Annotated in this window: 28 protein-coding genes and 1 pseudogene; 24 read left to right on the top strand and 5 right to left on the bottom strand. The window is 57.7% G+C overall.

Annotation, left to right across the window (positions count from 1 at the left end):
* Positions 1 to 125: 125 nt before the first annotated feature.
* On the bottom strand, positions 126 to 2,435 hold the full coding sequence (locus SIK97_RS29010; RefSeq protein ID WP_057173681.1) for a molybdopterin-dependent oxidoreductase: 2,310 nt from the start codon (positions 2,433 to 2,435) through the stop codon (positions 126 to 128).
* 538 nt (positions 2,436 to 2,973) lie between these two features.
* On the opposite strand from SIK97_RS29010, the gene SIK97_RS29005 reads away from it, so the two are divergent.
* Genes SIK97_RS29005 through SIK97_RS28985 form a run of 5 tightly spaced genes read left to right on the top strand, consistent with a single transcriptional unit; the run spans position 2,974 to position 8,444 of the window.
* A complete protein-coding gene (locus tag SIK97_RS29005) occupies positions 2,974 to 3,954 on the top strand; it encodes a sugar ABC transporter substrate-binding protein (RefSeq protein WP_004848735.1) in 981 nt (326 codons plus the stop codon).
* 44 nt (positions 3,955 to 3,998) lie between these two features.
* On the top strand, positions 3,999 to 5,504 hold the full coding sequence (locus SIK97_RS29000; RefSeq protein ID WP_047725149.1) for a sugar ABC transporter ATP-binding protein: 1,506 nt from the start codon (positions 3,999 to 4,001) through the stop codon (positions 5,502 to 5,504).
* Complete coding sequence (locus SIK97_RS28995; protein ID WP_047724256.1) at positions 5,501 to 6,487, top strand: ABC transporter permease; 987 nt, start codon at positions 5,501 to 5,503, stop codon at positions 6,485 to 6,487. The genes SIK97_RS29000 and SIK97_RS28995 overlap by 4 nt, the downstream gene beginning before the upstream one ends.
* The gene (locus SIK97_RS28990) at positions 6,487 to 7,488 is read left to right on the top strand and encodes an ABC transporter permease (RefSeq protein ID WP_004848729.1); all 1,002 of its coding nucleotides are present in this window, start codon (positions 6,487 to 6,489) and stop codon (positions 7,486 to 7,488) included. The genes SIK97_RS28995 and SIK97_RS28990 overlap by 1 nt, the downstream gene beginning before the upstream one ends.
* A gap of 11 nt (positions 7,489 to 7,499) precedes the next feature.
* Positions 7,500 to 8,444 carry a carbohydrate kinase family protein gene (locus tag SIK97_RS28985; protein ID WP_057173679.1) on the top strand — a complete coding sequence of 315 codons (945 nt, stop codon included), beginning with the start codon at positions 7,500 to 7,502 and terminating at the stop codon, positions 8,442 to 8,444.
* A gap of 38 nt (positions 8,445 to 8,482) precedes the next feature.
* Here the strand turns inward: SIK97_RS28985 and SIK97_RS28980 are convergent, their stop codons facing one another.
* From SIK97_RS28980 to SIK97_RS28970, 3 genes are read right to left on the bottom strand one after another with little or no spacing between them, the layout of a single operon-like run.
* Entirely contained in the window at positions 8,483 to 9,511 is a 1,029-nt protein-coding gene (locus SIK97_RS28980) for a 2-hydroxyacid dehydrogenase (RefSeq protein WP_032748675.1), read from the bottom strand.
* Positions 9,508 to 11,004: an FGGY-family carbohydrate kinase gene (locus SIK97_RS28975; protein WP_057173677.1), complete on the bottom strand. Its 1,497-nt coding sequence runs from the start codon at positions 11,002 to 11,004 to the stop codon at positions 9,508 to 9,510. Before SIK97_RS28975 ends, SIK97_RS28980 begins: the two co-directional genes overlap by 4 nt.
* A gap of 24 nt (positions 11,005 to 11,028) precedes the next feature.
* Positions 11,029 to 11,640 (bottom strand): methylthioribulose 1-phosphate dehydratase, encoded by a 612-nt coding sequence (locus SIK97_RS28970; RefSeq protein ID WP_014228378.1) that lies wholly within the window; start codon positions 11,638 to 11,640, stop codon positions 11,029 to 11,031.
* Between the two features lie 518 nt (positions 11,641 to 12,158).
* Between SIK97_RS28970 and codB the strand changes: the two genes are divergently transcribed.
* Together codB and SIK97_RS28960 are read left to right on the top strand one after the other, a co-directional pair.
* Positions 12,159 to 13,421, top strand: coding sequence for a cytosine permease (gene codB, locus SIK97_RS28965; protein WP_057173675.1), 1,263 nt, complete (start codon positions 12,159 to 12,161; stop codon positions 13,419 to 13,421).
* Positions 13,422 to 13,423: 2 nt separating this feature from the next.
* Entirely contained in the window at positions 13,424 to 14,704 is a 1,281-nt protein-coding gene (locus tag SIK97_RS28960) for a PucR family transcriptional regulator (RefSeq protein ID WP_319610995.1), read from the top strand.
* A 159-nt stretch (positions 14,705 to 14,863) separates the two neighbouring features.
* On the opposite strand, the gene SIK97_RS28955 is transcribed toward SIK97_RS28960, so the two are convergent.
* Entirely contained in the window at positions 14,864 to 15,433 is a 570-nt protein-coding gene (locus tag SIK97_RS28955; protein ID WP_117055035.1) for a hypothetical protein, read from the bottom strand.
* Positions 15,434 to 15,596: 163 nt separating this feature from the next.
* Here SIK97_RS28955 and SIK97_RS28950 point away from each other — a divergent pair, with 163 nt between their 5' ends.
* From SIK97_RS28950 to SIK97_RS28875, 17 genes and pseudogenes are all read left to right on the top strand, one after another.
* Positions 15,597 to 15,845: a helix-turn-helix domain-containing protein gene (locus SIK97_RS28950; protein WP_016807483.1), complete on the top strand. Its 249-nt coding sequence runs from the start codon at positions 15,597 to 15,599 to the stop codon at positions 15,843 to 15,845.
* Positions 15,846 to 15,847: 2 nt separating this feature from the next.
* Positions 15,848 to 17,941 carry a Mu transposase C-terminal domain-containing protein gene (locus SIK97_RS28945; protein ID WP_319610994.1) on the top strand — a complete coding sequence of 698 codons (2,094 nt, stop codon included), beginning with the start codon at positions 15,848 to 15,850 and terminating at the stop codon, positions 17,939 to 17,941.
* A 36-nt stretch (positions 17,942 to 17,977) separates the two neighbouring features.
* The gene (locus SIK97_RS28940; protein ID WP_319610993.1) at positions 17,978 to 18,925 is read left to right on the top strand and encodes an AAA family ATPase; all 948 of its coding nucleotides are present in this window, start codon (positions 17,978 to 17,980) and stop codon (positions 18,923 to 18,925) included.
* A 4-nt stretch (positions 18,926 to 18,929) separates the two neighbouring features.
* Positions 18,930 to 19,169, top strand: coding sequence for a hypothetical protein (locus SIK97_RS28935; RefSeq protein WP_237186557.1), 240 nt, complete (start codon positions 18,930 to 18,932; stop codon positions 19,167 to 19,169).
* A 2-nt stretch (positions 19,170 to 19,171) separates the two neighbouring features.
* A pseudogene (locus SIK97_RS29760) lies at positions 19,172 to 19,459 on the top strand (hypothetical protein).
* 15 nt (positions 19,460 to 19,474) lie between these two features.
* Positions 19,475 to 20,092, top strand: coding sequence for a DUF3164 family protein (locus SIK97_RS28930; protein WP_319610992.1), 618 nt, complete (start codon positions 19,475 to 19,477; stop codon positions 20,090 to 20,092).
* A gap of 80 nt (positions 20,093 to 20,172) precedes the next feature.
* Complete coding sequence (locus tag SIK97_RS28925) at positions 20,173 to 20,670, top strand: hypothetical protein (RefSeq protein WP_319610991.1); 498 nt, start codon at positions 20,173 to 20,175, stop codon at positions 20,668 to 20,670.
* Positions 20,663 to 21,106, top strand: a complete 444-nt coding sequence (locus SIK97_RS28920; protein WP_319610990.1) for a hypothetical protein — start codon at positions 20,663 to 20,665, stop codon at positions 21,104 to 21,106. The genes SIK97_RS28925 and SIK97_RS28920 overlap by 8 nt, the downstream gene beginning before the upstream one ends.
* The gene (locus SIK97_RS28915) at positions 21,103 to 21,657 is read left to right on the top strand and encodes a gp16 family protein (protein WP_319610989.1); all 555 of its coding nucleotides are present in this window, start codon (positions 21,103 to 21,105) and stop codon (positions 21,655 to 21,657) included. The genes SIK97_RS28920 and SIK97_RS28915 overlap by 4 nt, the downstream gene beginning before the upstream one ends.
* A complete protein-coding gene (locus SIK97_RS28910; RefSeq protein ID WP_016807473.1) occupies positions 21,654 to 22,055 on the top strand; it encodes a Mor transcription activator family protein in 402 nt (133 codons plus the stop codon). The genes SIK97_RS28915 and SIK97_RS28910 overlap by 4 nt, the downstream gene beginning before the upstream one ends.
* Positions 22,056 to 22,057: 2 nt before the next feature.
* Positions 22,058 to 22,573, top strand: a complete 516-nt coding sequence (locus tag SIK97_RS28905) for a hypothetical protein (RefSeq protein ID WP_319610988.1) — start codon at positions 22,058 to 22,060, stop codon at positions 22,571 to 22,573.
* A gap of 97 nt (positions 22,574 to 22,670) precedes the next feature.
* Positions 22,671 to 23,258, top strand: coding sequence for a glycoside hydrolase family 108 protein (locus SIK97_RS28900; protein WP_319610987.1), 588 nt, complete (start codon positions 22,671 to 22,673; stop codon positions 23,256 to 23,258).
* Between the two features lie 2 nt (positions 23,259 to 23,260).
* On the top strand, positions 23,261 to 23,479 hold the full coding sequence (locus tag SIK97_RS28895; protein WP_319610986.1) for a hypothetical protein: 219 nt from the start codon (positions 23,261 to 23,263) through the stop codon (positions 23,477 to 23,479).
* The gene (locus SIK97_RS28890; protein WP_319610985.1) at positions 23,472 to 23,879 is read left to right on the top strand and encodes a hypothetical protein; all 408 of its coding nucleotides are present in this window, start codon (positions 23,472 to 23,474) and stop codon (positions 23,877 to 23,879) included. The genes SIK97_RS28895 and SIK97_RS28890 overlap by 8 nt, the downstream gene beginning before the upstream one ends.
* Positions 23,867 to 24,472, top strand: coding sequence for a hypothetical protein (locus SIK97_RS28885; RefSeq protein ID WP_049138417.1), 606 nt, complete (start codon positions 23,867 to 23,869; stop codon positions 24,470 to 24,472). Before SIK97_RS28890 ends, SIK97_RS28885 begins: the two co-directional genes overlap by 13 nt.
* A complete protein-coding gene (locus SIK97_RS28880; protein WP_049138414.1) occupies positions 24,469 to 24,699 on the top strand; it encodes a TraR/DksA family transcriptional regulator in 231 nt (76 codons plus the stop codon). The genes SIK97_RS28885 and SIK97_RS28880 overlap by 4 nt, the downstream gene beginning before the upstream one ends.
* Entirely contained in the window at positions 24,680 to 24,982 is a 303-nt protein-coding gene (locus tag SIK97_RS28875) for a DUF2730 domain-containing protein (protein ID WP_016807466.1), read from the top strand. Before SIK97_RS28880 ends, SIK97_RS28875 begins: the two co-directional genes overlap by 20 nt.
* The last annotated feature ends 4 nt before the right edge of the window (positions 24,983 to 24,986 follow it).

The raw sequence follows: 24,986 nt of genomic DNA, 5'->3' as shown, positions 1-24,986 counted from the left end.
GAGCCGGAGAAAGTATCGGCAACTAAAAATGGTTGCAGGCGTTCACAGTATCTACCCGACCCGCAAACGGCGATGATCCTGTAAGCCGGGCAAGGCGCCAGCCGCCGCCTGGCGATTCTCTGCGCCTAAGCGCCAATAAACCTCGGCGGGTCGAAAGCGGTCACCGGCGGCAGCGCGTCCCGCCACGGCGCAATCTCCACCCAGCAGCTTTGGGCGCTGCAGCCCTGCCCCAGCCGCGAGCTGCCGCGATCTTCGGTCAACACGTTGGGATTGCCGTGCTTATCCAGAGACCCCTTTTCAGCCGGATCCAGCGGATCGTACCAGGCGCCGGTCGACATCTGCACCACTCCGGGCAAAATCTGCTCGCTGAGGTGCACCCCGGCAAGAATGGCTCCCCGGGCGTTATAGACCTTGACCACGCTGCCTTCGCTGATATCCCGCGCCTGCGCATCCTGCGGATGCATCCACAGCGGCTCGCGCCCCTGAATTTTCGTCGCCCGGCTCACGCTGCCGTGATCGTACTGGCTGTGCAGGCGGGTGCGCGGCTGGCTGGAGAGCAGATGCAGCGGCCAGCGCGCCGCCTCCTGCCGCTGCCAGGCCGCCTCCTGCTCATCCCACCACGGGTGGCCGGGACACTCGCAATAGCCAAACCCGGCGATGGTTTCGGAAAAAAGTTCGATCTTGCCGGAAGGCGTAGAGAGCGGATAGCGCTGCGGGTCGGCGCGAAAATCCGCCAGGAAAACCTGCGGTTTCTCCGGCGCGCTGTATTCCAGCACCCCCTGCCGCCAGAATTCATCAAACGACGGCAGCGCGATCCCCTCTTCCCGCGCGCGCGGCCGCGACGCTTCGTAGATCTCCCGCAGCCACTGCCCGGCGTCGCGCCCCTCGCTAAAGCGCTCGCCGCAGCCCAGCCGCTCGGCAAGGTCGCAGAAGATGGCGTAATCATCGCGCGCTTCGCCCACCGGCGGGATCTGCGCGCTCATGGCGATCATAAAGCCGTCGTGACCGCCGCTGCCGATATCTTCCCGCTCCAGCGAAGTAGTGACCGGCAGAACGATATCGGAAAATTTAGCCTGCGCGGTCCAGAACTGTTCATGAACGACCACCGTTTCCGGCCGCCGCCAGGCTTCACACAGGCGGTTAATATCCTGATGATGGTGAAACGCGTTGCCGCCGGCCCAGTAGACGAGGCGGATGTCGGGATAGCGCAGATGCTGGCCGTCAAACTCGTATGCCTCGCCCGGATGCAGCAGCATATCGGAAAGGCGCGCCACCGGAATCACCTGGTTTACCGCGTTCTCTCCGGCGGGAAGGCGCGGCCCGGAAAAGGCCTTACGCGCCGCCCCCGCCAGATTGGTGCAGGCGTAGCCAAACCCCAGTCCGCCGCCCGGCGTACCGATTTGCCCCAGCAGCGCGGTGAGCGCCACCGTCGCCCAGTAGGCCTGCTCGCCCTGGCGCGCCCGCTGAATCGACCAGGAGATATTGACCATCGTGCGCTGGCTGGCCATCTCGCGCGCCAGCGCGGCAATCCGCTGCGCCTCAATACCGGTTATCGCCGCCGCCCACTCCGGCGTTTTTGCGACGCCATCGCTCTCCCCCATCAGGTAGGCGCGATAGGGCGCGAAACCCACGGTATGGCTGGCGATAAAACCGCTGTCGTAGAGGGATTCGTTAATCAGCACATAACAGAGCGCCAGCAGCAGCGCGGTATCGGTTCCCGGACGAACCGCAAGCCACTCGGCGCTCTCCACGGCGCTCAGGTCATTGCGCACCGGGCTGATATTGATAAAGCGCGTCCCCTGCGCCTGCATCTTTTCCAGCCAGTATTTCAGCATATGGTCGTTGGCGCCGCCGCCGTTGACCTGCGCATTACGCAGCGGCAGGCCGCCGAATGCGACAAACAGCTGGCATTCGCGCGCCAGCTCGGAAAAGTGGGTGTGCTGGCGGTGCAGCGGGCTCAGCGGCCCGAGAATATGCGGCAGGATGCGCTCGCCCGCCGCGCTGCTGTAGGTGTTGGTGCTGGCGGTATAGCCGCCGAAGCACTTGAGGAAGCGGTGCAGCTGGCTTTGCGCGTGGTGAAAACGGCCGGCGCTGGCCCAGCCGTAGGAGCCGCCGAAAATCGCCTCATTGCCGCAGCGCGCTTTGACCGAATTCAGTTCGCGGGCCAGTAAATCGAGCGCCACCTCCCAGCTCACCTCAACAAACGGCTCTTTGCCGCGCCCCTCGCGCGAAGCCGGGCCATTTTGCAGGTAGCCCGCGCGCACCGCCGGACGGCGAATGCGCGTCTTGCTGGTGACCGCATCGGGGAGCGACTGACCAATACGTGAGGGATTTTTATCCCAGGGCACCGGCGTCACCGCCTCAATGTTGCCGTCACGGGCCTGGACCTGCCAGGTTCCCCAGTGCATTACGGTCAGATTATGTTGTTTTTTCATCTTGCCTGTTTTCTTCTCACCCGATAAAGGCCGCCATAATAAAGCGTGCGAATCCTGGGAATAAAATACGTATCACCATACAATCTGCTACAGAGAAAGGATTTTCTACGCAGAATAGCTCTACGCCATTCCAGGATGCGATATATTACAGCGACAGAATAATTTTAATTAAGCAGCAATCTTTATTTGAATAAATAAGAGTTGCAAGCAAATTAAGCCCACAAAATAAAAAGGGATTAAGCTGCATCATGAAATATTTTCAGGTTACAAATAACAAATTTACGTTTTCCTCAGGCAAATCTGCGATATAACATCGTTAATATACCCTAAATAATTCAAGTTTCAGGAAGGCGGCAAGTAAGAGAGTCCCGATGAGCTTACTCAAGTAAGTGATTCGGGTGAACGCACGTAGCCAACGCACATGCAACTTGAAGTATAACGGGTATAACTTAGACATATTTTGTATTTGAGATTGTGTGGCTGTTGTTGTCATGCTACTGCTCCGCACAGCCACCTCCATCACAGGACCATAATAAGAATGTCGCAGAAAATGAAATTATTGCCCATCGCGCTGGGCCTGCTCTCGCTCGCCTCCGTCAACGCTCTGGCGGCGGATGCCTTATCACTTCAGGGGAAAACTATCGGCGTCGCCGTGGTCGGGACGCAGCACTTCTGGGATCGTGAAGCCTATAAGGGTGCGACCGAAGAGGTAGAGAAACTGGGGGGTAAAGTGATCGGCGTCGATGGCGGCCGCGATAACCAGGTTCATGCGAATAACCACGATATTTTACTGTCGCGCAAGGTCGATGCGGTAATTAGTATTCTGGGCGACAGCGCCGTTGAGCCTAAATTCAAAGCGCTACGCGATGCCGGCATTCCGGTATTTACCGTAGACCACGTTTCAAAATATTCGGTCAATAACACCACCTCCGATAACTACACCCTGGGATCGACCATTGGTCGCTATATGGCCGATGAACTGGGCGGCAAAGGCAACGTTGCGGTATTTAACGCATTCTCCAGCTCCCTGCGTATTTGCGGCATTCGTTATGACCAGTGGAAATATGTCCTCAAAGATTATCCGGATATTCACATTATTCAACCGGAGCTGGCCGAGCAGTTTGCCAACTCGCCGGAAGATGCGCGTAAGAAAACCCTCGAACTGCTGAGCCAGTATCCAAAAGGCAAACTCGACGCCATCCATGTCGCCTGCTGGGATCAGCCGGCTATCGGTATTGTCCAGGCGCTGGAAGAGACCGGCCGCGATAAAGACGTCAAGGTCACCGCGATCGACGCCGGCCCGGAAACCCTGGAGATCATGGCCGAGCCGGGCAGCCCGTTCGTCGCCAACGTCGCCCAGCAGCCGCACCTGATCGGCCAGACCTCCGCCGATAACGTCGCGCGCTACTTCGACAAACAGAAGCTGCCCCTGCAGACCTTTATTCCGGTGGTGCCGGTGAAAGGCCCGCAGGAGGCAAAAGCGGTCTACAAACAGCTGGGATATGGCGAACTGCAGTGATCACTCCATCCTCCGGCGGGGTTAACCCCGCCGCTGGTCTGGCGATGAACCAGATCGGCAAAAGCTTTGCCAACGTGACTGCATTAAATGCGGTCACGCTGCTTCTGAATCCCGGTGAAATTCACGGCCTGATCGGCGAGAACGGCGCGGGAAAATCGACGCTAATAAAAATCCTCGCGGGCGTCTACCGGGCCGACAGCGGCAGCGCCACCCTTGACGGCGCGCCGCTGCCGCTCGGCAATCCCGCGGCGATTGAAGCGCTGGGTATCCGCGTTATTCACCAGGAACTCAACCTGATCCCGCACTTTACGGTGGCGGAATCGGTGTTTCTCGGCCAGGAGTACCGCACCCGCTGGGGCGCGCTGGACCGGCGGCGAATGAACGCGGCCACCCGGGCGTTTTTCCGCGACAGCTGGCAGCTGGATATTCATCCCCGCCGCCTGATCCGCGACCTCAGCCTCGCCGAACGCAAGCTGGTGCAAATCGCCAGAGCGCTGATCGACGGCGCGGCAAAGCTGGTGGTATTCGATGAGCCCACCGCGCCGCTGGAAGCGCAGGAAGCCGGCCTGGTCACCTCCGCGATTCTGCGCCTGCGGGAACAGGGGATCGCGATTCTCTACATTTCCCACTATCTCAACGAAATCGCCGCCCTTTGCGATCGCGGCACGGTGCTACGTAACGGCGAGGTGGTCGGCTACCCCGACCGGGCGCTTCTGCAGAATACCGACGCGCTGATCAAAATGATGGTCGGCCGCGATATCGAACAGCTCTATACCCCGCGCCAGAGCAGCGCGCATCAGGTCGATGCCGCTGCCCCGGTGCTGTCGGTTCGCCATCTCAGCGACGGGCAGCAGTTACGCGATATTACCTTTGATATTCAGCCGGGCGAGATCGTCGGCGTCGCCGGACTGCTGGGCGCCGGGCGCGACGTGCTGATCGATCTGCTTTACGGGCTACGCCGCGCCCGCAGCGGCACGATAAGCGTTGACGGCCAGCCGAAGCGGCTGCGGACGCCGTATCAGGCTACCCGGGCCGGACTGGCCCTGGTGCCGCGCGACCGCCGCCATCAGGGGCTGATTCTCCCCTTCACCACCGCCGACAATATCAATCTGGCCTCGCTACCGGAGACCGCCACTTTCGGCTGGGAGCACCGCGGCCGGGCGCTGGAAAAAGCGCGCAGCTGGATCGACCAGCTCTCTATCCGCCCCGGCCGTCCGGAGCTTCCGGTGCGCTTTATGAGCGGCGGCAACCAGCAAAAGGCGATTCTCGCCCGCTGGCTGGGCACCGATGCGCGGCTTTTTATTCTTGATGAACCCACTCTCGGGGTGGATATCGGCGCGCGCCGCGATATTTATCAGCGCACCCGCGAGCTGGCGGATCGCGGTCGCGGCGTACTGGTCTCATCCAGCGACGCGCCGGAGCTGCTGGGCCTTTGCGACCGCATCCTGGTGATGTGGCGCGGCGAGCTGGTGGCCAATCTCCCGACCCGGGGGCTGACGCTGGACGCGCTGCTGGTGACGATTAACGGTGGACAGGAACAACAGGTATGAGTGCAGGTATCCAGCGTCGCCCCCTTCCGGGCATCACGACGCTTATCGAAAAATTTCCCCTGATTCTCTTTTTTGCGCTGCTGGTCTGGCTCAGCCTGCAGTCGCCTTTCTTTTTAAGCTGGCAAAATATCAGCATGATGCTGGTGCAAAGCGTGCCGCTGGCGATCCTCTGCTTCGGCCTGGTCTGCGTGATTGCCGTCGGCGGCGATGATGTGGTCTCCGGCGGCATCGACCTGTCGCTGCCCGCCATCGCGGTGCTCGGCGTCGCGCTGCTCAGCCTCGGCATGGCGGAGTGGAATACCCCTTACCTGGCGCTGTTGTTACTGCTGATCGCCGTTAGCCTGGCCTGCGGCGCCGTCAACGCCACGCTGGTGCTGGCGGCGGGCCTGCCGCCGCTGCTGGCGACCCTGTCAACCTCGGTGGCCTTCACCGGGCTGACCGACCTGCTGACCGGCCAGCGGCGCATCGCGGTGAGCGACCCGCTGATGGTGGCCTTTCGCGATAACGATCTGTTCGGCATTCCCTGGCCGCTGATCTATCTGCTGGCGGTATTCGCGCTGTTTCAGTTTTTGCTCCACCACTCCCGCTTCGGCCAGCATTTACAGGCGGTGGGCGGTAACCGCGATATGGCGCAGATGAGCGGACTCAACGTTCGCCGTTTGACCATTATCGTCTGGCTGCTGGCAGGCATCGCCGCCGGCCTGGCGATTTTGCCGCTGCTCAGCCAGGGCTCAGGCAGCTCCAGCGGCACGGCGACGCCGCTGCTGCTGGAAACCGTCCTCGCGACCTTTATCGGCGCGGCGTTCTCGCGGCGGCGCGTGGTCACCATCTGGGGGGCGCTGCTCGGCGCGGTGCTGGTCAACGCGCTCTCTAACGGGCTCGGCCTGCTGGGAGTGAATATTTTCTGGATGGGCGCGATCAAAGGCGGCCTGATCCTCGTGGTGCTGGCGGCTTCGGCGGTCAGACATAAAGGAGGCCATTAATGAGCCAACTGACGCTCAAGACCCCCTCAACGGGGCAAACCGGCAGCGGTCCGCTGGCGTGGCTATCGCGGGCAGGATTCGGCGTCATTACCCTGCTGGCGATTGCCCTGTTCGGCTGGGCGAACCCGGTATTTCTGACCTTCGATAACTGGGCCAATTTGCTGCAGGGCAGCGCGATTCTGCTGATCGTGGCGATGGCGATGACCCTTATCGTTAGCGCCGGGGCGATTGACCTCTCCGTCGGCGTGGCGCTGGATTTCGGCGCCGCTTTTGCGCTGGTGGCGCTGAAGACCTGGCACCTGCCGTGGCAGGCGGCGGTGGGCTGCGCGCTGCTCGGCGGGGTGATTATCGGCCTGCTGAACGCCTTTCTGATCCTTGTCTGCCAGATTCGTCCGTTCCTCGCCACCCTCGGCACCTGGTTTATCGCCAGCAGCGCCGAGCGTATCTATACCGACGGCGGCGGCTCTATCTCCTACCGCCGGATGGCGCCGGAGTATCACGATCTGGCGGTCGGCAATATCGCCGGTATTCCGACGCCGGTGGTGATTGTGCTGGCGCTGTGGCTGGTAGCCTGGCTGCTGACCGAACGCACGCTGTTTGGCAAGTACGTGCGCGCTATCGGCCAGAACGGCGAAGCGGCGCGTATCGCCGGGATCCGCGACCGCCGGACCATGCTGTGGGTGCTGGTGGCGGCCTCCGCGCTGTGCGCCGTCGGCGGCGTCATTCTCTCCGCCAACCTGCGCCAGTTTACGCCGCTGGCCGGCCAGGCCTACCTGATGGACGCCATCGCCGCGGTCTTTATCGGCACCGCCTTTAACCGGCTCGGCCGGGTCAGTATCGCCGGCACCCTCGGCGGGGTGCTGTTTCTCGCGATTATTGATAACGGCCTGAACCTGATGGGGCTGAACTACCTGGTGAAGGATGCGCTGGTGGGCGTGATTCTGGTGGTCGCGCTGGCCCTCTCCTTCTGGCAGGCGCGTCTGCGCCAGACTCATCGTTAAGCGGAGCACCTATGGCAGCTTTTGACGCCGTCTTTGTCGGCCTGACTATTCTTGATATCGCCGGTCGCCCGGTGATCGACATCCCGCCGCGCGGCGGGGTAGCCTTTATCGAACAAATTCGTCTTAACCCCGCAGGAACCGCCGCCGGGGCCAATATTAACGCCGCGAAGCTGGGCATTCGCACCGCCGCGGTGGCCTGCCTCGGTGAAGATGAAAAAGCCGATTTTATCCTCGCCAGCTACGCGCGGCTGGGGATCGACTGCTCGCTGGTCCAGCGCACGGCGGAGCAGGAAACGTCGGCGACGATCCTGCCCATCCGCCCCAACGGCGAGCGCCCGGCGCTGCACTGTCGGGGCGCTTCCGATGCGCTTTTTATCCGCGAAGAAGAGTTTGACGCGATCCTCGACTGCCGGTTCCTGCACCACGGCGGCACCGGCCTGCTGGCGGCGATGGATAGCGGGCAAAGCGCGCTGCTGCTGCGGGCGGCGAAAGCCCGCGGCGTCACCACCAGCTTTGATTTAATCGCCCCCGACGCGGGCACCCTGGATCTGCTGCGCCCGCTGCTGCCGTCGGTGGACTACTTTATGCCTTCCCTTGAAGAAGCGGCGTATCTCTCCGGGGAGACCCAGCCGGAAGCGATTGCCCGCGTCTTCTTTGCGCTTGGCGTCGGAACCTGCATTCTGAAGGACGGCGAAAACGGCTCCTGGCTGCTGACCCGCGACGGCGCCGTCGAGCATATCGCGCCGTTCCGGGTCGATGCCGTAGATACTACCGGCTGCGGCGACAGCTACTGCGGCGGCTTTATTGCCGCGCTGGCCCGGGGGTTAAGCGTCAAAGCGGCGTGCGAGGTGGCTTCCGCCGTCGCCGCGCTGGTGGCGACCGGCATGGGATCGGATGCCGGCGTAGTGGACTGGCAGCATACGCAGGAGTTTATGGCGACCCACCGTCGCGGATAACAAGCTTCGCCGCCGCATTGCGCGGCGGCAAGCGCGGCTTAACGCCACTGGTAGAGCAGCGGCTCTCCGGCGACATAGCGCTGGAGGTCGGCGGCAATCATCGCCGTATGTTTAGCAATGCTCTCCCGCGTCGCCCCGGCGATATGCGGCGTAATAATCACGTTATCAAACTCGGTGACAAACGGATGGTCGCGCCACAGCGGCTCGCGATGGTAGACATCCAGCGCCGCGCCGCCCAGCGGGCCGTGGCGCAGCGCGTGAATCAGCGCGTCTTCGTCCACGACCGCCGCGCGCGAGGTATTGATCAGCAGCGCGCCCGGCTTCATGCTGTTCAACAACGGCGCGTTCACCAGCCCATCGCTGTGCGGGCCGCTGCTCAGATGCAGGCTCACGATATCCGCCTCGCGGAACAGCCCCTCAAGGGTCGTCTTTTGCAGCCCCGGTTCGTTGATATCCTCGGCGGCGACAAACGGGTCCACCACCAGTACCGCCATGCCAAAGGCGCGGGCGATGCGCGCCACCCGGCGGCCAATATTACCGTAGCCAATCAGCCCCAGGGTTTTGTTGCGCAGCTCGCTGCCTTTAAAGACTTCATAAGGGCTTTGCGGACTAACGTCCCACACTACATCGCGGCGCAGCCCGCTCTGGGTGGCCTGCGCGGCGTTTTCGGCGTGGGTGAATTCGCCGCGCTTCAGCGCCGCGTGGGATTGCGGAATATGCCGCGCCAGGCTCAGCATCAGCCCCAGCGTCAGCTCGGCGGCGGCGTCCGCGTTGCGCCCCGGCGTATAGAGCACGCGGATACCGCGCGCCTGGGCGGCTTTGGTATCGATGTTCACCGGATTGGCGCGGGTGCAGGCGATCACCTGTAAACGCGGGCAGGCGGCGATCACCGCTTCCGTCACCTCATCGTAGCTGGTCACCAGCACCTCGGCGTCGTGGGCCAGTTCGATCAGCTGGCCTGCGCTCAGCTTCGGCTTGCCCAGCGCCCAGCCTTCTACCCGCAGTTCGCCCAGTTGCTGAAAAGCGCTGAGGTCGCCGGCGTGTTCGGCGGTAAAAACAATTTTCATATGCGTTGTTCCTGAGAAATACGTTGAAGCGCCTCGCGGCGGGCCTGCCACACCGGGAGCATCTGCTCGCGCAGCAGGCGATACACCGGATAGAGCGCGGCGTAGCGGCTGTGCGCCTGCGGATGGGGTCGATAGCGGGTCTGCTCCAGCGCCGGATAGCGGCTCAGGGCATCGACGCTGCGCGCCGCCAGAATTGCCGCGCCGCGCGCGCTAAGCTCGTTGAAAGGACTGGAAACCACCGTTCTGCCGGTGCAGTCGGCAATGATTTGCAGCCAGGTCGCCGAAGCCGCGCCGCCGCCGGTCAGGTACAGTTCGCCGCCCTGCGGGTAGCCCTGAAGCGAGTCGACGATAGCGTAAGCCAGCCCTTCGAACACCGCCCGCAGCAGCTCCGCGCGGGTGGTGTGCTGGCTAATGCCGAAATAACCGGCCCGCGCCTCGGGGCTAAAGAACGGGGCGCGTTCGCCGTTGAGGTAGGGCTGCCAGAAGACGCCGCCGCTGCCGGGCTCAACGCTGGCGATATGCTGTTCCAGCTGCTGTAAATCCGGCTCCAGCGCAATCTGCTGCTGGAGCCAGTCGATGTTCGGCGTCCCGGCCTGCATCGGAAAAAGGTTAATAAAGCTGCCCGCTTCGGTATGGGTGACGTAGCGCGTCCCCTCGTTGACCGTCTGGCGACCGTGGTAGACGATACCGGTGCAGCAGGTGGTGCCAAGAATGGTATAAATATCGCCATCGTTGACCGCGCCGCAGCCCAGCGCCGCGCTGCACACATCCAGCGCCCCCGCCGCGACTGGCGTGGCGGCGGGAAGCCCGGTCAGCGCCGCGACCTCTTCACGCAGCGTTCCAGCCTGAGCGTCCGGCGCCAGCAGCGGTGGGAACAGAGATTGTAAATCTGCCAGGCCCATCTCATTGAGCACCACCGTGGATAGCTTCCCGTTCTGCTGATTCAGCAAAGAGGTACTGGCATCGGTAAGATCCAGCGCCGCGACGCCGGTGAGGCGAAAGCGGATCCAGTCCTTGGCGAAAAACAGATAGCGGGCCGCCGCCAGCCGCTCCGGCTGGTGATGCTTGAGCCAGTACAGCTGCATACTGGTGTTGCAGGGCTGCAGATGGGTACCGGTATCGTCAAAGAAGCGACGGTCAAAACCGGGGCGACTGAGCAGTTCGCTCATCAGGTCGCGGCTGCGGGTGTCACTCCACAGGATACCCGGCCCGACCGGTTCGCCTTCGGCGTCGCTGAGCCAGACCCCTTCGCCCTGCCCGGCAAGGCCGATGGCGCGTAAACGCCCGCTTTGCAGCGCCGGATACCGGGCAATATCGCGTAAAATCGCCACCACCGACTGCCACAGCTGGGCCATATCCTGCTCGGCGTGGCCGTTGGCCGACAGCCGCGGGCCGGTGTTCTGCGCCGCGCTGGCGCACGCCTGAAAGCGTTCATCAAACAGCACCGCTTTCACGCGCGAGGTGCCGATATCGATTCCGAGATAAAAATCCATGCCTGACCCGTTGGTGAAGAGAAATTAGTCGCGCTCGTAGCGGCGGCGCATCAGCTCACATTCGAACAAAAATTCCAGTCCTTCGAGCTGGCGACGGGCTTCGTGAATGTCTTTGCCCCAGCAGGTCAGGCCGTGGCCGCGCAGCAGGAAGCCGTAGCGCAGCGGGTGGGTCTGCGCATAATCTTCAATGCGCGCCGCCAGGGCATCGATATTCTGGTCGTTATCAAAAATGGCGACCGGCACGGTTTCGAGATGGCTGTGCTGGCCGGTCAGGGTTTTCTGCATCTCATAGCCCTGCAGCGCCAGGGTGGCGCTTTTTTCAATCCGCGACAGCACGGTCGCGTTGACGGTATGCACGTGCAGCACGACATTCGCTTCCGGGAAGAGGCGATACACCAGGGTATGCAGGCCGGTTTCAGCAGAGGGTTTACGTCCGGAAGGCGCTTTATTGCTGGCGATCTCCACCTGCAGGAAATCCTCCGTCGTCAGGCTGCCTTTATCACGCCCCGACTCGCTCAGCCAGCACCAGGTCTCATCCTGACGCACCGACATATTGCCGCCGGTGGCCGGTGCCCAGCCTTTCGCGCCGATCCAATGACAGGTGGTGACCAGTTGCGCGAGTCTTTCTTGCCACATAGCAGTTCCTTAGTTTAGCGATGTTGTATTTAGCCGTCTAAATGGCTATTTACCCGATACTAACACCGCCGGCGTAAGCGAACAATATTTCAGGAAAGACTTACATTGATAATGGTTATATCAGAAAAGCATATGAAATTACTCTTTTTAACAACAATACAACTGAGCATTTTCATGACGCCAAAATTACCGCCTGCGGGCGGTTAAAAAGATGGGGGATCGTGCCGCCGGGAAACGGCGTAAAATTGGCATCATTTGTCGATTCTGACCTGCCCCCCAGGTCGGGTAAGACGCCAGCCGTCGTCCGACAAAATGCGGGGGCAGGAGTCACATCCCACTGCCCCACGGCGGTGCAAAACATGGCACTGTGCACACATTTATGGCAAACAGCGGCCGTTTAACGTCGTTTTATGTGCATACTGCCCACCCCATTGTGTTACCCCTGCCCCGCTTTTTCTGGCACACCTCTTGCTACCCCTCTGCCATCGCTATTTGGATAGCCACTCAGAGGTTCCACCATGTCAAACAGCAATGATTTTCCGCTCGTCGAAGCGCCCGCCGCCGGGCGCAAGGGCGTTTTTTCCATCTCGATGGTTCTGTTCAGCTTTACTTTTTTCACCGGCACCATGTTCGCGGGGGGCAAGCTTGGCGTCTCTTTCTCCATCGTTAACCTGCTGTGGATTGCGGTTATCGGTAACTTTCTGCTGGCCCTGTACGCCGCCTCGCTCGGCTGGATTGCCGCGCGCAGCGGGCTAAATACCGTACTGATGGGCCGTTTTTGCTTCGGTGAAATCGGCAGCAAGCTCGCCGATTTTATTCTCGGTTTCGCCGAGCTGGGCTGGTACGCCTGGGGAACCGCGACGGTCGCCATCTCGCTGGTCAAAATCCTCGCCCTGCCTGCGGCGATGACGATTCCGCTGATGATCCTGTTCGGCATCCTGTTCTGCGTCACCGCGCTGGTGGGCTATAAGGGGCTGGATGCGCTGTCGCGCGTATCGGTACCGCTGATGTTTATTCTGCTGGTGGTGTCGATGTACCTTGCCGCCCATCACGCCGGCGGCTGGCAGGCGATGACCCAAATCGAACCGGGTGAAACCATGACCTGGTCGGCGGCCATTACCATGGTATTCGGCACCTTTGCCAGCGGCGCGACCCAGGCGACGAACTGGACACGGCTGGCCAACTCCAGCCGCACCGCCATCGTCGCCAGCATGAGCAGCTTCCTGATCGGCAACGGGCTGATGATTATCGCCGGCGCCTGGTGCGCCATCGTTTACCAGCAGGCCGATATCGTCGAGGTGCTGATTTTGCAGGGGCTGTCGGTCGCCGCGGTGGTAATGCTGTGCCTCAACCTGCTGACGATTCAGGGGCCGACGATCTATAACGTCTCGGCCGCCGCCTGTCATCTGCTGCGCAGCGAGCGTCGCCGCACCCTGACCGTGGTCGCCGCCGGCGTCGGCATTCTGCTGGCCATTGGCGGTATGTATGAAATGCTGATCCCTTTCCTCGTGCTGCTGGGCAGCATCATCCCGCCCATCGGCGGCGTTATCCTCGCCGACTACTGGTTTTATCGCGGCGGCCGCTATCCGCTGCTGCACACCGCCCGTTTGCCGCGTTTTAACTGGCTGGGGCTGGGCGCCTACGCCGTGGGCGCGGTGGTGGCTTACCTGTCGCCGTGGATCGCCCCGCTGGTTGGCATTACCGTTTCCGCACTGGTCTATATCGCGCTGACGCGTCTGAGCAAACGTCAGCCCGCCGCTGATTCGGTCACGGAGCAGTAGCCGTGAGCCTGACGGTCAGCGAAATCCTCGCCCTGGAGGGGCTCTCCGCCATGCGCCTGCGCGCCGGTAAGCAGGGGCTGCAGCTGGCGGTTCGCTGGTACTACGTGGCGGAAAATGAAAATATCGCCGAATGGATCATGGGCGGGGAGCTGGTGTTTATCACCGGAATCAACCATCCCCGCGATGAAGAAAACCTGATCCATTTGCTGATGGAGGGCAAGCAGCGCGGGATCGCCGGGATGGTGATCCTCACCGGCGACGCGTACATTCAGGCGATCCCGCCGCGCCTGATTGCGCTGGCCGACGAGCTGGGCATTCCGCTGATCGAACAGCCCTATCTGCTGAAAATGGTGATCGTGACCGAACGCATCGGTACCGCGCTGGTGCGCAGCGAAAACGCCCTGCAATCGCAGCGCGATATTCTGCTGCAGCTGTTAACCGGCGACTATCCCGACCTGCAAATCCTGCATCAGCGGGCGCTCCACCAGCAGCTGGATTTTACCCGCCCGCTGCGGGTGGCGGCGCTGCGCCTTGAGGGGATACCGCGCCTGTTTCGCCAGTTTCCGCCGGAGCAGGCCGAAGCCTGGCTGCAGCAGGCCCGCCGCACCGTACGCCAGCGCCTGCAGCAGCAGCTCAATCAGCAGGGTAATCCCTTTCCGCTGGTCGAGCGCAGCAATATGTTTCTCTTTCTGCTTCCGGATGAGGAAGGCGAATTTTATCAGCAAAAAACGTGGCTCCAGGCGTGGCTGATCGCGCTGGCGGAGGGCGACGACGGGCTATCGCTGCTGTGCGGCCTTTCGGCGCCGGTGCAGCAGCTGCAGGGATATCAGCGCGCGCTGTCGCAGGCGCGTCAGGCGCTGGACCTCAGCGATAACCTGCGTCCGGCCCAGCGCATCAGCGACTACCAGCAGCTGGGGTTTATCAAGCTGCTCTCCGCCGTTAGCGACCCCGCCCTGCTGAGCGACTTTATGCACGACACCCTCGGCTGTCTGATTGAGCCGGATCGCAAAAGCCCCTGGCTGCTGATGGAGACCCTGGAAACGCTGCTTCAGGAGAGCGGCAACGTGGTAAGAGCCGCCGAGCGGCTGGGCATTCACCGCAACACGTTGCATCAACGCATTCAGCGTATTGAAAAGCTGACCGGCTATCCGGTCAGCCACCCGCAGTTTCATCTCAACGCCTCGGTCGCCTGTTATGAAGGAAATCATTTGATATTACCGGGAAGAGAAGGAAATAAACGGGAATCCGCGGGATTACTGGCTTCGCCCTGTTTAGGCATTTGATACCAGTCAAAGAGAAAGTGAGCCGAACGGCAAAACTTTTGATACTTCTACAAACGCGCCTTTAAAAGGCAAAGCATTACGTTCAAAATCAATTCTAACATACTTCGAAAATCAAGGCCGGTAAACGTCGGTGTAGGTTTGGGAAACACCATTCATTGATTAACCGGCCTTCTTACCAGAGTTTACAAGGCCTGTTTCTGCTACAACTTCACTAGCCTCAAATGCCTCTTTTTTCATACCACTATCAAGCCACACTAGAAGCCGCTCTTTCTCCATATCATTGCATTGCAGTAGCTTAATATTGCGATCGTCACGCAGCCGTAACACCGTATCTACACCTTTGCGGACAACAATTTCAAACAGTGATTGTTTTTCCTCGTCAGACAAAATCGAAAACAGTGTCGCGAGTCTGGCGTCTGGATCACTTAGCCCTGAATGTGCGTGTTCTTTATTGTGTTCTTTCTTTGTGTTCACCGGTGGTTCCCCGATTCCCTCAACCAACCAATCAAGCGATACACCTTCATGATTTGCAATAACTTCCAGCAGTTGCTTCCTGGGGGTGGGAGCAATATCACGCCTCTTATAATAGTTCTGTAGGGTATTGATGTTTATACCCCACGCCTTTGCGGCCTCGTTTCTTGATGGATAACGCTCTACCAGAGAAAAGATTCGCTCAATGATCGGTTCTTTTACATTATCGCCAAAAGAACATTTACGTTCTTTATCCATAGCAAGTTCCTTTGTGTGTAATTGATTGAAAAACAACAAAATGTAAAGCAATAAAAAGATAAACAAAAAGAACGTTGACTTGTGTTCATTGCGTTCTTATGATTTATCCATACAGATACCCGCGCAGTTATCCGCGCGGATAACTTTTTAGGATAGAGGAATCATGAGCCGAAATGAAGATCTGAATGCTGACTGGCATCCCGAGACCATAAAAGCCGAAATCCACAAACGTGGTTTGTCCCTCCGGACGCTCTCCCTTCAGGCTGGTTACAGCAAGGATTCCCTGAAGAGTGTGTTGCGTACTCCCTGTAAGCCTTATCAGCAGATCGTCGCTGATGCTCTGGGTGTTTCCCCCGAAATAATCTGGCCAAGTCGTTACAGAACCAGTAGCTACGTCAATAAGGCGGTCTGAGTATGTTCTATGTTGCTAAGGAATTAGTTGGCATACCTGGCCTGCCAAAAACAGCTAAGGGTATCAGAGAGGCGCTTTGCCGGTTCTCCGCTGGTTCAGAAGAACTTGTTCGTAAACGCACTGGAAGCAAAGCCTTTGAATATCATATTGACTGCCTTCCTGAGGCAGCTCAGAAAGCACTACGTGCTCGCCAGATAAAAGAGCTGATGAACGGTTCACCTAAAGAGCAGCCTGTCCTTCCTGCTACCGCATCGGCTACGCCACGCGCCAAAGGTGCCGAGGAGAGCAAAATCGCGGTGTACCGCAAATGCCCGGCGCTGATGGAACAGAAGCTGAATGGCCTGACAGCGGCGCAGCGCAAGACTGCTGATGCGCGTATGGCGCTGGTCGTTGAAGTGCTTCACCTTGGTGGATTGCCGGGATACAGCCGTGCAAAAGCTATCCGCGAGATTGTGCGTCAGGCGCAGAGTGGTGAGTTGCCTGAGCGACTGGCTGCTGCCGTCTCGATGGCGAACGCCAAAAAAGGCGCGTCACGGTCGCTGAGTGAAATATCACTCAAGCGCTGGGTGGCGGATTTCAACAAAACCCGCTCTGCCGCTGAACGTCTTCTTTTGCTTGCTCCGGGTAAACGTCAGGTCGTCAAGCCTGAAGAAATCAGATGGCTGCCCGAGTTCCTGAGTTTTTATCGTCGCCCTGACGGTCGCGGTATTCAGGAAGCCTACGACGATTTTGCAGCTGAATGGGCTGAGCGTTACCAGGATGATTCGATGATGGCCGCAGCCATCCCTTCTTACGATCAGGTGTGCTATGCCATGAATAAATTACCCGTTGTTGTTAAGCAAAAAGGTCGTATCACCGGTAGCGAGTTCCGCCAGTATGAGGGCTTTGTCCGCCGTGACTGGGAGTCATTACCGGTTAATTACGTCTGGATTGGTGACGGCCACGGCATGAAGATGAAGGTCGCCCATCCTGACCACGGCAACCCGTTTTCGCCGGAGGTGACGTTTATCCTGGATGGTAGCTGTCGCTATATTGTCGGCTGGAGTCTGGCGCTGTCTGAAAGTGTGATAGCTGTTGCCGACGCCCTGCGCCACGGCATTAAAAACCACGGCAAACCGTTCCTGTACTACTCCGATAACGGTGGTGGCGAGACCAACAATACCTTCGATGCTGAGCTGACCGGTATTCTTCCCCGCCTCGGTATTGATCACCGTCTGGGGATCCCTGAAAACCCGCAGGGTCGCGGTATTATCGAACGCCTTAACCGTTCGCTGGCCATGCGTATTTCACGCCAGTTCGCCACCTATTACGGCACCGGCGCAGACCGCAGTACCGTTCGTCGCATGACAAAAGCGCTGCAGTCCGCGACGAATGCAGCGAACAAAGGGAAAGAGCTGACGGCAAAACAGCAGCAGACCCTGCGCGATCTGCCCTCATGGGAATCACTCATTGAGCACATTGAGGCTGGTGTGGAGTGGTACAACAACCGCCCGCATGAGTCTTTGCCACTTCGCGGTGACGGTGAGCACTTCACCCCGGCGCAGTTTCGGCGCTACAAGCTGGAAAAAGAAGCGACAGAAATTGAGTGGCTGTCGGAGCTGGAGCTGCGCGAGATGTTCATGCCGCAGATAGAGCGTACCGTCAATCGCTGTGAGATCCGTTTATTCAATAATCTGTATTACTCCGCTGAGCTGAATAACGAGCACGGCAATAAAGTGCTCGTTAATTACGATATTCACGACGCAACCCGAGTGGTTATTCGTCGCCCGGACGGTTCATTTATTTGTGAAGCTGTCTGGGATGGTAATAAACAACAGGCATTCCCTGTGACTGCCGAATATCACCAGCGCCAGCAACGTATCAAAGGGATGCGCCAGCGCGGAGAGGAGAAAGTCCGCCTGGCCGAGGCCGAGAACGTCCACACTCTGCCAGCTCCGGCAGAGCAGGAGTGGCTGCATGGCAACGTCTATCGCCCCGCACGCGGTACTGCACCTGCAGTGCTGGCAGAAATGGAGGAAGAAGAATACAGCGAAGATGAGTATCTGAATAACTCGCTGGATATGCTGGAATCAAATAAACGTAAAAACGCTATTTAAGGCCGTTTAAATACCCTTCAAATAATGGAGTGAATTATGTCTGAGGTGAATATTTCCGATATTCGCGAGGTTCTGCGCAACCTTGTTGATGGTACCCGTTTTACTTTTGCTCAGGTTGCCCGTGAAACCGGACTGTCTTCCAGCGTCGTCAGTGGCTTCATGAATAATAAATATGCAGGCGATAACGATCGTGTCGAACTGGCTCTGCAACGCTGGGTTACAAAGCAGCATTCTGCCGCCGAGTTGCCAGCGCCACCACGTTTTATTGAGACCCCGACCGTTAAACAAATCTGGACAGCCTTTCGCTATGCCCACCTGACGGAGTGCATCGGCGTGGTCTGCGGCAACCCCGGCGTAGGTAAGTCAGAGGCGGCACGTGAATATCGTCGCAGTAACGATAACGTCTGGCTGATAACGATCACCCCGTCCTGCGCCAGTGTGCTGGAGTGCCTGACCGAACTGGCCTATGAGCTGGGGATGAATGATGCTCCACGTCGTAAAGGCCCGCTGGCCCGCGCACTGCGCCGCCGTCTTGATGGTACTCAGGGCCTTGTCATCATTGATGAAGCGGACCATCTGGGCGCTGAAACACTCGAAGAACTGCGCCTGCTGCAGGAGGCCACCCGTGTCGGGCTGGTGCTGATGGGTAACCATAGAGTCTATTCCAACATGACCGGCGGCAATCGCACTGTCGAGTTCGCCCGCCTGTTCTCCCGCATCGCCAAACGCGTGGCGATCAATAAGACCAAAAAGGCCGATGTGGCCGCAATTGCTGATGCCTGGCATATCATCGGCGAAAAAGAGCGTGAGTTGCTCCAGCAGATAGCACAGAAACCCGGCGCACTGCGCATCCTCAGTCACTCCCTGCGACTGGCGGCGATGACGGCCCACGGCGCGGGTGAAGCTGTGAGCGAGAGCTACATTCGAAAGGCACTGCGTGATCTGGATCTGGATGTTGATGTTTCAACGTTACTGAGGGGTTAACACCATGATTACTGAACGTATTGCTGAACATGTTGGTATGGCCACCGCTGCGCAGGCATGGCTGCAGGCGCGCGGTAGTCATGTTACGGAGATGAGGGTGTGGATGCGCCGCCCGTGTCTGGAAATCACCTGTCCGCCGAATGAGCTGGTGAACAGGGCTAATCACCTGATTGAACGCTGTCCCACCGGGACCCGTTCCGTGTGGATGGCCACCCTTGAAGGTTGTCATGTTATCTGGAGGTAAGTATGGAAAAGCGCCGTAAGTGGACTAAGCCCGAAATGCAGTTCGTCCGTGATAACGCCGGGAAAATTCCTGTGTAGCAAATCGCAGAGCATCTTAACCGTACGCGGTCAGCAGTGCTGTCTCAGGCTACACGCTGGGGGTTATCAATCAAGATGGAATCGGCCAGTGAGCATGACCGGTGGTTGTGTCGTGAGCTTTATAAAGAGGGTCTGACTATTCCTGTTATTGCTGAAAAAATGGAATTAAGTCGCCGCGTTGTTTCGAATATTGTTTTTTCAGAATGCTATTAATTCAGTGAGGCTTTAATGAATACTTTAAATACCATTCCGGAAGGTTACCGGATTAACGCTCAGGGGCATTTAGTTCCTGAATCACAGATTAAACCTCTGGATAAACTGCGTGATGAGCTGGTTATCGGCGTAGTTGAAGCAGCCCGCCTGCAGCGCCAGTCACTGATCGAGTTTAAGCTGGGCTCTATGGCAAAAGTCGATGATTTTGTTGACCTGTCAGCAGCAGAGTTTGGCGTTGAATATGGTGGCGCTAAGGGTAATGTCACGCTGCCCAGCTTTGATGGCCGCTATAAGCTGGTTCGCGCCGTGGGCGAACATCGCATCTTTGACGAGCGGATTCAGGCGGCGAAGAAGCTGATTGATGACTGCATTCATGAGTGGTCTGCCGGGGCTGACGAAAAGATTATGGCGATGGTCGATCATGCCTTTCGCGTCAATAAACAGGGTCGTATTGATATCAATCAGGTGCTCAGCCTGCGTTCATTGAATATTGATGATGCCAAATGGAATGAAGCGATGGACGCTGTCGCGGATGCGATTCAGGTTACGGGAACCAGCCAATACCTGCGTTTATATGAGCGTCAGGATAATGGCACTTATAAGCAGATATCGCTGGATTTAGCCAAGCTCTGAATATTCGTTAATTAACTTTGTTTAATTTCCGGCGTCAGCGCCGTGGGGTTGCTCACGCCGAAATCCAGTAAGGGCATATTATGAATCCTAAAACAAAAGGTATTTTTGAGGCTGCATTCGCCAAATGGGGATTTGAATCTCAGGTGCTGGTTCTTTCCGAAGAAGCCAGCGAATTATCAGCCGCCTGTTCGCGTTTTCTTAACCACAAAACCGACAGCAGCAAGGTGGCTGAAGAAGCCGCTGACGTCGAGATCATGATTGAGCAACTGCGTCATAACGGGATGGGCCCCATGATAGACCATGAGAAAAATCGCAAGATGGCGCGTCTGGCACAGATTGTGGGCGTGGAGTCACAGCCTGTCAGCCCCTTTGGTCCGTCAGTTATGGGGCTTCTGGAGGAAGCGACCGAACAACTGGGCCTTGCCGAAACGCTCTATCGCGACACCAAAACCAGTAACCGCTATGCCGCTGCCCGCGCCCGTATGGCCGTCAGTCTGCTGATGCAGGCTGCTCAGAAGATGATGCGCGAGCAGCAGTATGCCGAACGTATGCGGTCGGAGGATAAATCTCATGGTTAATTTAGAGCAGATTAAAGCTGATATTGCTGCCCGTAAGGCGATGCCAGCATGGGGACCCCATACGTCTATCGAGCGCATCAGGACTATTAATGCCACACTCCCCAGCTTTTCGCTGAAAACGGTCGAGGCGCTGGTAGAAATGCTGGAGTCTTGCAATAGAACCAAAGCAATTAACGACGTTATAGCAGAGCGCCAGCGGCAGCAGACAGTTAAGGGGTTCTCGACAGAACAGGATGATACGTATGTCGGTTTCCAGCTGTCGGCAGCGGCAATCTGCTATATCGAACCGATGGAAGCCGAAAGCTATTGGCCAGCAGACTGGTATGACGACATTTTCAAACCGAAAGATACTCGGCGAAACCTGATTAAAGCCGCCGCGCTTATCATCGCTGAAATTGAGCGTCTTGATCGCCAGTTACCTGAGGGGGGCCTATGACCCGCTCAAATGCAATCCAGATTATCCATATCGCGAAGGGCCAACTGGCGCTTGACGATGACACTTACCGCTCCCTGCTGGGGGCGGTAGTTCCGGGCAAGTCGAGCTGCCGCGAGATGACCATCATCGAACTGCAGAATGTTATCCAGGCGCTGGAGGCTAAGGGGTTCAAAAGCAAGCCTCAGCGCCGCTCTAAGCGCCGCATGTCTACTCCGTCGGATGTGAGCCTGAAAATCCGCGCAATATGGGAAACAATGTTTAAAGAGGGTTTTATCCGGGACGGTAGCGATATTGCGCTCGACCGTTTTGTCCAGCGCCAGACCCGTATCCGTAATGGCGGTGCTGGTGTCTCCAGCCTGGAATGGTTGCGCGGTGATGCCGAAGCGAATTTCCTTGAGAGCCTGAAGCAATGGCACATCCGAGGGATTAAAGAGGCTATGTTAGAGCACCATTTCCGGCTCCCTGAAAACCCGGATACCGGCGAAGAAAGTCGGGACTATGACACAATCTGCAGCGCTTACGCTGACGCAGCCAGAAGGTGGAAAAAATGAGTATGAGTGACGATCTCTTTGGTGATTTTCGTGATGACAGCATTCTCGAACACCTTGATGATGAGATGGAGAGCACCCGTTTCCCATCACTACTGTCAGAGCTGAATGTTTTATTGCGTCAGGAACTGACGCGGCTGGGGTATGACCCGCGTCATTCCGTCGAGCTGGTTGCAGCTATATGCAGTAGAATCGGGGGAATGCAACTATATTTCCCGCGAGGTCAGGTTCTCGAACAGTTGGTCAGAGATATGCATATATGGCGAGACTTCAAAGGTGATAACATTCCTGAGCTAGTGGAACGCTATAGGGTGACACACAAAACGGTGTATAAAGCGATTAAAAGGATGCGAAGACTGGAAGTTCAGAAGCGTCAGTACGGTTTATTTGACAGGGAGTGATTATGAAATTAATTGGCAATTTGTTGTGTATAGGATTCATTGTTTGGATTGTTTCATTTTTCGTTAAAGCTGAAAAAAAAGAGTTCCCATCAAGCGAAGCTCTAATCTCTCAGTTCGAGAAAATGGAACTTTTTGATAAGAAAGACTGGAAGAAGGGAAATGTTGTAGATGGTGTGCAGGTATATACATCACATTCTGTCGATAACATTCTTAATAGCTCATGGCTGCTTGGAGTTAAACAAGCTGCGGTGATCTCATTGTCTGATATTCGAGATCCAGCTTTCGAAGGTGTTTCGGCTCTGGCTGTATGTTTTAAACTTGTTAAGGGGGTTTTGGGGCGCGATACAAAAGAGGACTTCAAAGTAGTTGAGGATTCCTTTAAGTTAGCCTTATCCTCCGATTCTATCGACAATGTGCACCAAGATAGTCAGGCTCTAGATGGTTATAAATTTGAAGTGAAAATGAAGTCTGTAACCTCAAATATAAATTCATACACCTGCTCTATCAAAGAAAAATAGCTGCACTGAAATATCAAGGAAGCCGGTAAATCCGGCTTTTTTTTTGCCTGTCGCAAAATGGGATTTGTCAGATTGACTCAATCCCAAAGGTGCAGGCATGACAACAACATTCTCCCCCGTGTTTTTACACGCACTCGCTTTCATTCACGCCCGCGAGGGTCATTATGTTAATGACCCCACCGACAAAGGCGGAGAAACCAAATACGGTATTTCCGACAAGCGCGACGGTCTGGCCGATGGCAAAACTGACGTCGATGGTGACGGTAAACCCGATACCCGAATGAAGGACCTGACCGAAGAACAGGCCGGGCAGATCTATTTCCGCGATTACTGGTATCCGGCTTACTGCTCACAGTGGCCTGATGGCATCTCCCTTTTTGTGTTCGATTCCGCCGTACAACACAACCCTAAAAAAGCGATCCAGCTCCTGCAGGAGGCGGTCGGCTTCACGGGTAAAGCGGTCGACGGGATCGTCGGTAAAGACACCCGCGCTGCTGTCAGCAGTGCCGATGCCGAATGGCTGCTGACCCGCTGTTTTCTGCGCCGTTCCCGCTATTACGCCGACATCATCAAAGCCAATGCCTCTCAGGGCAAGTACCTCAATGGCTGGTTTAACCGCCTGGATTTACTGGCGAATGCCTGTCAGGAGGTCATCGGCGGTCAGGTCTCGGTTCCCCGGAGCTGAGTATGGGTAAAGGCTGGGACTCATCGTTACTTGCGGGGCGGCGCGACCGCCTCCGTCAGGAGGTGCTTCACCGGGTTGCGGGCGGTCCTCCCCCCATACCTCAGGACTACACAGGCTGCGACGGGACTCATGCCAGTTATTACCGCAAAGGTTGGAACTCCGTCGATACAAGGGACATCGTCTGGCAGTGCCAGCGATATAAGGAAAAACATAATGTTTAAATCGTTGAATACCGACTGGCTGAAGCTGGCATTGCTCCGGGTATTTCAGTCCGGCTGGACGGTGGTCGTGCTAGTCGGTTTGTCGCTGCTGTTCTGCAGCTTCACTGGCCGTCAGGCGTTTGTTGTCTGGTGGCTGACCTTTGCCGGTGTGCTGCTAATCGGTGCAAGCGTCTGGCTTGGTAATCTCCCGTATCGTCTGCTGCAGCCGGGTAATTCTGCCCGCCGGTGGTCAGGCGTGTTGTCCTGGATCATCTGGGGAGCTGGTGCCCTGTTACTGGCCGTAGCACCCACGCATGCAAAAGACCCGTGGACCCTGCTGTTTAATCCGCTGGCGGGGCTGACCGCCTTCCTTCTCTGTTTGTGGGCTTCACATAAGGAACCGCTCAAATGGATCCGATAACCCTTTCCACTGTGGCCTCCGTTCTGCTCAAAGCCGGGCCTTCTCTGGTTCGTACCGTCGGTGGCTGGTTCGGTAGCGATACCGCGAAAGCTGCCGACTCTGTGGCCAGCATTGTCGAGACCGTGAACGGTGCGATTAATCCCGCCGACCAGCAGCGTGTTCTGGAGCAGAAGCTGGCGCAGCTACCACCCGAGCAGCTTGTCCAGTTGGAGGGCCTCAAGGTACAGCTGCAGCAGTTCCAGCTGGAGCGGGACAAGGCGCAGATGGCCGACCAGCAGGCTGCGCACCACGAACAGCAGGACACCATCCGCAACGGCGATAACGCCACGGACGAATATGTCCGCCAGACTCGCCCGCTGATGGCCCGTTTATCCCTCTACAGCAGTATTGCTTACGTGATGATCATGTCTCTGGGCCAGCAGGCTGGCGCGGTAGCCGGTGCCTTTGGCCATGCGTTTTCCATGCCCGAACCGGACTGGGATATTGCGCTGATGCTGGCGACCCCGGCGCTGGGCTATCTGGGTTTCAGGACGCTGGACGGCTTCGCACGGTACAGCAAATCCAGCAAACACAAGGTCATGGTGGGTAAATGACCAGAGCGTTTGATCGCGCCAGTGACCTTGAAATGGAAGAACGGGAACGGCTCTTAAACCAGCATTTAAAGCGCGTTAAAGAGCTGCCGGATGAGTACGGGTTCTGTAACGACTGCGGCGCAGCGATTCCGGCTAAGCGACTCCGGGCGCTGCCGTACGTAGCGACCTGCTTCACCTGTCAGACCATCAGAGAGAATAAGGAGAAGCATGGGCTGGGAAATCATTAAGGGTAACTGGGCGATCATCTGGGCATTGTTCATGTCCGCCGTGAACGTCATCCAGCTTCTGCTGGCCAAAACCTACGTTAAACGCGAGGAACTGGAGCTGATGCGCACCCGACTGCAGAGCATTGAAAACACTATCGCGGGGCTACCCAGCCAGAAAGACCTTCACCAGCTGCAGCTGGAAATGAGCAACCTGCGGGGCGATTTGCGCGAACTGGGTCCGGCGATTCGCCAGGTGAAACACGTCAGCGATCTGCTTCTGGAAAATGAGCTGAAGGAAAAATAAGAGG

The sequence above is a fragment of the Klebsiella sp. JN_Kp126 genome, assembly GCF_033843325.1.
GTDB classification, from domain to species: Bacteria; Pseudomonadota; Gammaproteobacteria; order Enterobacterales; family Enterobacteriaceae; genus Klebsiella; species Klebsiella michiganensis.
This window is presented reverse-complemented; position numbering and strand designations above follow the sequence as displayed.